Source organism: uncultured Caballeronia sp. (assembly GCF_964243625.1).
Taxonomy (GTDB): Bacteria; Pseudomonadota; Gammaproteobacteria; order Burkholderiales; family Burkholderiaceae; genus Caballeronia.
In genome coordinates this window covers 1-5,938 of record NZ_CAXTGZ010000384.1, presented here as the reverse complement: position 1 = coordinate 5,938, position 5,938 = coordinate 1, and the positions used below count along the sequence as shown (strand labels likewise).

4 protein-coding genes and 2 pseudogenes are annotated in these 5,938 nt (G+C 58.0%); 5 read left to right on the top strand and 1 reads right to left on the bottom strand.

The window, feature by feature from the left end; translation table 11 throughout:
- The 4 genes and pseudogenes from ACFFAR_RS22405 to phoR all read left to right on the top strand — a co-directional run.
- Positions 1 to 157: pseudogene (locus ACFFAR_RS22405) on the top strand (phosphate ABC transporter ATP-binding protein); the annotation flags it as partial.
- A 37-nt stretch (positions 158 to 194) separates the two neighbouring features.
- Positions 195 to 899, top strand: a complete 705-nt coding sequence (gene phoU, locus ACFFAR_RS22400) for a phosphate signaling complex protein PhoU (RefSeq protein WP_061999906.1) — start codon at positions 195 to 197, stop codon at positions 897 to 899.
- Positions 900 to 959: 60 nt separating this feature from the next.
- On the top strand, positions 960 to 1,667 hold the full coding sequence (phoB, locus tag ACFFAR_RS22395; protein ID WP_174365222.1) for a phosphate regulon transcriptional regulator PhoB: 708 nt from the start codon (positions 960 to 962) through the stop codon (positions 1,665 to 1,667).
- Between the two features lie 82 nt (positions 1,668 to 1,749).
- A complete protein-coding gene (phoR, locus tag ACFFAR_RS22390; RefSeq protein WP_061999904.1) occupies positions 1,750 to 3,063 on the top strand; it encodes a phosphate regulon sensor histidine kinase PhoR in 1,314 nt (437 codons plus the stop codon).
- Positions 3,064 to 3,084: 21 nt separating this feature from the next.
- On the opposite strand, the gene ppk1 is transcribed toward phoR, so the two are convergent.
- Positions 3,085 to 5,148, bottom strand: a complete 2,064-nt coding sequence (ppk1, locus tag ACFFAR_RS22385; RefSeq protein WP_375508492.1) for a polyphosphate kinase 1 — start codon at positions 5,146 to 5,148, stop codon at positions 3,085 to 3,087.
- Between the two features lie 314 nt (positions 5,149 to 5,462).
- On the opposite strand from ppk1, the pseudogene ACFFAR_RS22380 reads away from it, so the two are divergent.
- Positions 5,463 to 5,938 (top strand): annotated as a pseudogene (locus ACFFAR_RS22380) (exopolyphosphatase); the annotation flags it as partial.

Here is a 5,938-nt window from a genome sequence, read left to right as displayed (position 1 = left end):
GATCGTCACGCACAACATGCAGCAGGCGGCGCGTTGTTCGGACTACACTGCATATATGTATCTGGGCGAATTGATCGAATTCGGCGATACGGAAAAGATCTTCATCAAGCCGTCCCGCAAGGAAACGGAAGACTACATCACCGGCCGTTTTGGTTGAATGCATAACGGGCTAAAAAAGGACTTCAGGAGCACATATGTCCGATAAACATTTGTCGAGCCAATTCGATGCCGATCTGAACGCGGTTTCGTCGAAGGTGCTGGAAATGGGCGGCTTGGTCGAGTCGCAGATCATCAACGCCATGCAGGCGCTTAATGCGTTCGACATGGATATTGCCGACAAGGTGATTCTGGCCGAGCAGCGCCTGAATACCATGGAAGTCGAGATCGACGAGGAATGCAGCAACATCATCGCGCGCCGTCAGCCGGCTGCGCGTGACTTGCGTTTGTTGATGGCGATATCGAAGACCATTACGAATCTCGAACGCGCCGGCGACGAAGCCGAGAAGATCGCCAAGCGCGTGAAGCGTATCAACGAAGACGGCATGGGCCGCAACGTGAACATCGCGGAAATCAAGTTGTCCGGCGAAATGGCGGTGTCCATCTTGCGCCGCGCGCTCGATGCATTTGCGCGCCTGGATACGGTCGCCGCTGCGCAGATCGTGCGTGACGACAAAGCCATCGACGAAGAATTCCGTGCGTTCGTGCGCAAGCTCGTGACGTACATGATGGAAGATCCGCGCATGATTTCAGCGGGACTCGACTACTTGTTCATCGCGAAAGCGGTCGAACGGATCGGCGATCACGCAAAGAACATTGCTGAATTCATCATTTACATTGTGAAGGGTACGGATGTCCGCCATGTGTCGCGCGATCAACTCGAACGCGAAGCACTGAGCTGAGATTCAAGTAGTTCCCACTGACGAAAGTTCACTTACGCGAAGAAGGTTACAGAGGTGCCGATGCCCAGCAGCATTCTCGTTATAGAAGACGAACCCGCGATTTCCGAATTGATTTCGGTGAATCTGCAACACGCGGGCCATTGCCCCATTCGTGCTTATAACGCGGAGCAGGCGCAAAACCTGATCAGCGACGTATTGCCGGACCTGGTGCTTCTCGACTGGATGTTGCCGGGTAAATCCGGCATCGCCTTTGCTCGGGAATTACGCGGCAACGAACGCACGAAACACATTCCGATCATCATGCTCACTGCCCGCGGCGACGAGCAGGACAAAGTGCTCGGACTTGAAATCGGCGCGGCCGATTATGTGACCAAGCCGTTTTCTCCTAAAGAGCTGATGGCGCGGATCAAGGCGGTATTGCGCCGGCGCGCGCCGCAATTGACAGAAGACGTGGTGGCCATCAACGGCTTGCGTCTCGATCCGGCGACGCATCGCGTGGCGGCGCATTCCAATGGTCATCCCGACGATATCAAGCTGGATCTTGGTCCGACCGAGTTCCGTCTACTGCATTTTTTCATGACGCATCCGGAACGTGTGCATAGCCGCACGCAATTGCTAGATCAGGTCTGGGGCGATCACGTGTTCGTCGAAGAGCGGACGGTGGACGTGCATATCAAGCGTTTGCGGGCGGCTTTAAAGCCCGCCGGTTGCGATGCTATGATTGAAACGGTTCGTGGCAGTGGGTACCGGCTGGCCAAGAGCGCTTGATCCGCGCGCTCGTGTAATGCATGAAACCCGCGACCAATAGGGGTCGTGGGCTCGCGTGGCAATTATCTCGATCCGCTAATTCATGAATATCATCTGGACGCGTTCTCTCGTGTCCCTCGCGTTACTCGCGATATTGAGCGTGATCGTTGGTGCGCTGTTTGGTTTGCGCACAGCGCTGTGTTTTGCGCTCGTCATGCTGGTCCTGCAAGCCTTGTTCACCACCTTTCATACTCAGCGCCTCTGGCGTCTGCTCGACGCGCCCGTGTACGGCGAAGTGCCGAGCGCACCGGGCGTGTGGGGCGAGATTTATTATCGGCTGCACAAGCTTGCCAAGCGCTGGCACGCGCAAGTGCGTCAGGTCGAGCAGCAGCATTCGCGGTTCATCCAGGGCATTCAGGCGTCGCCGAATGGCGTTGCGATGCTCGACGATACCGATCAGATCGAGTGGTGCAATGCCATTGCTGAAACGCATTTTGGCCTCGATGCAAAACGCGACCTGCGCCAGCATATAACCCATCTCGTGCGCCAGCCGGACTTCGTCCGGTACCTTGCCTCGCAGCATTACGAGGAAGTGCTGATCATGCGTGGAATGGGCTTGAACCGTCAGCATGTGTTGTCGGTGCAGATATTCCCTTACGGCGAGAATCGCAAGCTGATTCTTACGCAGGATATAACCGAGCTGGAGAGAACGGATTCCATGCGGCGCGATTTTGTCGCGAACGTTTCGCATGAGTTGAAGACGCCGTTGACTGTCTTGTCCGGTTTTCTTGAAACCATGCGCGAGATCCCGCTAAACGAATCGGACCGTGCACGTTATCTGGAAATGATGGAGCAGCAATCGGCGCGTATGCAGAACATCGTGCGTGATTTGCTGGTGCTGGCCAATCTCGAAGGCGATGGCAAACCTCCGAGCGACGACGTGCTCGACATGCGCGCGGTTTTGCGTCATCTGGAAGAGGACGCCGACAATTTATCGAGCGGCCGGCACCGGATCACGTTCAACGTCGACGAAGCGCTCACCGTGTCCGGTTCTGAAACCGAGATCGTCAGCGCGCTCGGCAATCTGGTGACAAACGCCATTCGATACACACCCGATGGCGGCACCATCGACGTCACGTGGCAGCGCGTTCGTGACCGCGCGCTATTTTCCGTGCGGGATAGCGGGCTCGGCATTCCGGCCGAACACATTCCGCGTTTGACGGAGCGGTTTTATCGTGTGGATAGAAGCCGGTCTCGCGATACCGGCGGCACGGGTCTGGGTCTCGCTATCGTCAAGCATGTATTGCAGCGCCATCACGCGGACCTGGAAATCAAAAGCGAAGAAGGGCGCGGCAGTACATTCCTGGTCAAGTTTCCGGCGGCGCGCACTTCACTGAGGAAGTCGATCGCGGCCTGACGCGCCGCGTTCTCTTTCGTTTCAGGAACAGAACTTCGTAAGCAACCCGAGCTGCGCGTTGCGCATGGCTTTGCCCGGCCGTCGCCGCCTGTAGTGCCCATCGCTTTGCATGAGCCACGCGGACTGGTTATCGCCGAGAAACGCCGACAAACCTTCCGCAATGACCCGCCGTTTCAAACGCCGGTCGTTCACCGGAAACGCCACTTCCACGCGCCGGAAGAAGTTGCGGTCCATCCAGTCCGCGCTCGATAGATACACCTTCTCTTCACCGCCCGCATAAAAATAGAAGATGCGGTGATGCTCGAGAAAACGCCCGACAATCGACCGCACGGTGATGTTCTCGGACAGGTCTTCCACGCCCGGTTTCAACGCACACACGCCGCGCACGATCAGGTCGATCTTCACGCCCGCCTGGGACGCTTCATACAACGCGCCGATCACGGTGGGTTCGAGCAGCGCGTTCATCTTCGCGACGATCCGTGCCTTCTTGCCGGCGCGCGCATTTTCGGCCTCGAAGCGAATCGCTTCCATGAGGTTCGGATGCAGCGTGAAAGGCGCTTGCCAAAGCCGATGCAAACGCAATTCGCCGCCGATGCCGGTGAGTTGCTGGAATACATGATGCACGTCTTCGCAGACTTCCTGATTCGCCGTCATCATGCCGAAATCGGTATAAAGACGCGCCGTTCGCGGATGATAATTCCCCGTCCCAAGATGCGCATAACGCCTGAGCATCATCTTGCCGCCCTGCGACACGCGCCGCACGATCAGCATCATCTTCGCGTGGCATTTATGGCCAACCACCCCATACACCACGTGCGCGCCCACGGCCTCGAGCTGCGACGCCCAGTTGATGTTCGTCTCTTCATCGAAACGTGCAAGCAGTTCCACCACCACGGTCACTTCCTTGCCGTTGCGCGCGGCTTGCATCAGCGCGTCCATCAACGGCGAATCCGTTCCCGTGCGATAGATCGTCTGCTTGATCGCGACGACTTGCGGGTCCTTGGCGGCCTGAAGCAACAACTCCAGCACGGGCTGAAAGCTCTCGTACGGATGATGCAGAAGCACGTCGCCTTTATCGATGACATCGAACATGTTGGACGCATTCGCGATCACGCTCGGCACGGCCGGAATGTGCGGGACGAACTTGAGATCGGGCCGGTCGACCATCTCGGGCAACTGCATCAGGCGCACGAGATTCACCGGCCCGTCCACGCGATAACAATCGCGGTCGTTCAGCTCGCTTTCATCCAGAAGCCTTCGAATCATGTGCGGAGGCGTTTCCGCCGATACCTCCAGGCGCACCGCATTGCCCAGGTGCCGCGCCGGCAATTCACCTTGCAGCGCGACGCGCAGGTTCGTGATTTCGTCTTCATCGACGAACAATTCGCTATTGCGCGTGATCCGGAACTGGTTGCAGCTAAGCACGACCAGATGCGGAAACAACTGGTCGACGAAGCACTGCATCAGCGAGCTGAGCAATACGAACCCGTGCGGATATCCCGACAGCGCTTCAGGCATGCGCACGAGCCGGGGCAGTGCGCGCGGCGCCTGCACGATCCCCATGACCGCCTGCCGCCCGAACGCGTCCTTCCCCTCGAGTTCGATGACAAAGTTCAGGCTCTTGTTCAGCACGCGCGGAAACGGATGCGCGGGATCGAGCCCGATAGGCGTCAGCACGGGCAGCAATTCGTTATGAAAGTAGTCGCGCGCCCAGTCGGTCTGCGCTTCGGTCCATGACTCGACGCCATGAAAATAGATGCCCTCGCTTTCAAGCGCGGGATAGACGATGTCCTGCAGCATTGCGTATTGCTGGTGGACCAGCCGGTGGGCGCGCTCGACCACGAGGTCGTACACGTGCTGCAGCGACATGCCATCGGGTGAAAGCGAGCCCGGGTTGTCGCGCATCTGCTCCTGCATGCCGGCCATGCGGACTTCGAAAAATTCATCGAGATTGCTGCTGGTGATGCAGATGAAGCGGAGTCGTTCGAGCAGCGGGACGGAGGTATCGGCGGCTTGCGACAATACGCGTTCGTTGAAGCCCAGAATGCCCAGTTCGCGGTTCAGAAGGGGATAGCGGTTGGACATCAGTATTAAAGGTGCGCGAAAAAACGGAATGTGCAAGGATCGCCCGGAATGAACCACAATATGATGACGTTTTTATGAATTCATGATGTCACGAATTTAACGCAGGGCGTGCGTAAGGTCGACCCTGGCGAGATTCGCCCGAGCGCACCTCAAAACCGATTTATCCTCCTGTTTGTTTCATTTGCTTTTCCGCAGACCAGCACATCGGTCCGCCAGGAATTAAAATTGGCGCACTGCGGCACGTATTCAGTTTCATTGCGGCCCGGGACATGCATGGCGAATGCACGAACAACCCTACGGAACCTAAAAAATCGATGGTCAATTCACCTCATCTTTTGGCAGCCGTAGATCTCGGATCGAACAGCTTCAGGCTGATCGTCGGACGCGTTGAAGAGACGCCGTCAGGCAGCCCGATCTATCAGGTCGATGCGCTGCGCGAACCCGTGCGGCTTGCGGCGGGACTGTCACGCGACAAATTCCTCGATCGCGCCTCGCAGTTGCGCGGCTGGGACGCGCTGAAGCGTTTCGGCGAGCGGCTGCGCGACTTCCACCCCGATCACGTGCGCGCGGTCGCGACCAACGCGCTGCGCGTGGCGAAGAACGCCGAGGAGTTTCTTGCCGAGGCGCAGAACGCACTTGGGTTTCCCATCGAAGTGATTGCGGGGCGCGAGGAAGCGCGCCTGATCTACGCTGGCGCCGCACACTCCGTGCCCGCGAGCGCCGGCAAACGGCTGGTGGTGGACATTGGCGGCGGATCGACGGAGTTCATCATCGGCTCGCATTACACGCC

Coding starts and splice junctions, on each gene's coding strand:
- phoR (WP_061999904.1), top strand. CDS start 1,750: ATGAATATCATCTGGACGCGTTCTCTCGTGTCCCTCGCGTTACTCGCG.
- phoU (WP_061999906.1), top strand. CDS start 195: ATGTCCGATAAACATTTGTCGAGCCAATTCGATGCCGATCTGAACGCG.
- ppk1 (WP_375508492.1), bottom strand. CDS start 5,148: ATGTCCAACCGCTATCCCCTTCTGAACCGCGAACTGGGCATTCTGGGC.
- phoB (WP_174365222.1), top strand. CDS start 960: ATGCCCAGCAGCATTCTCGTTATAGAAGACGAACCCGCGATTTCCGAA.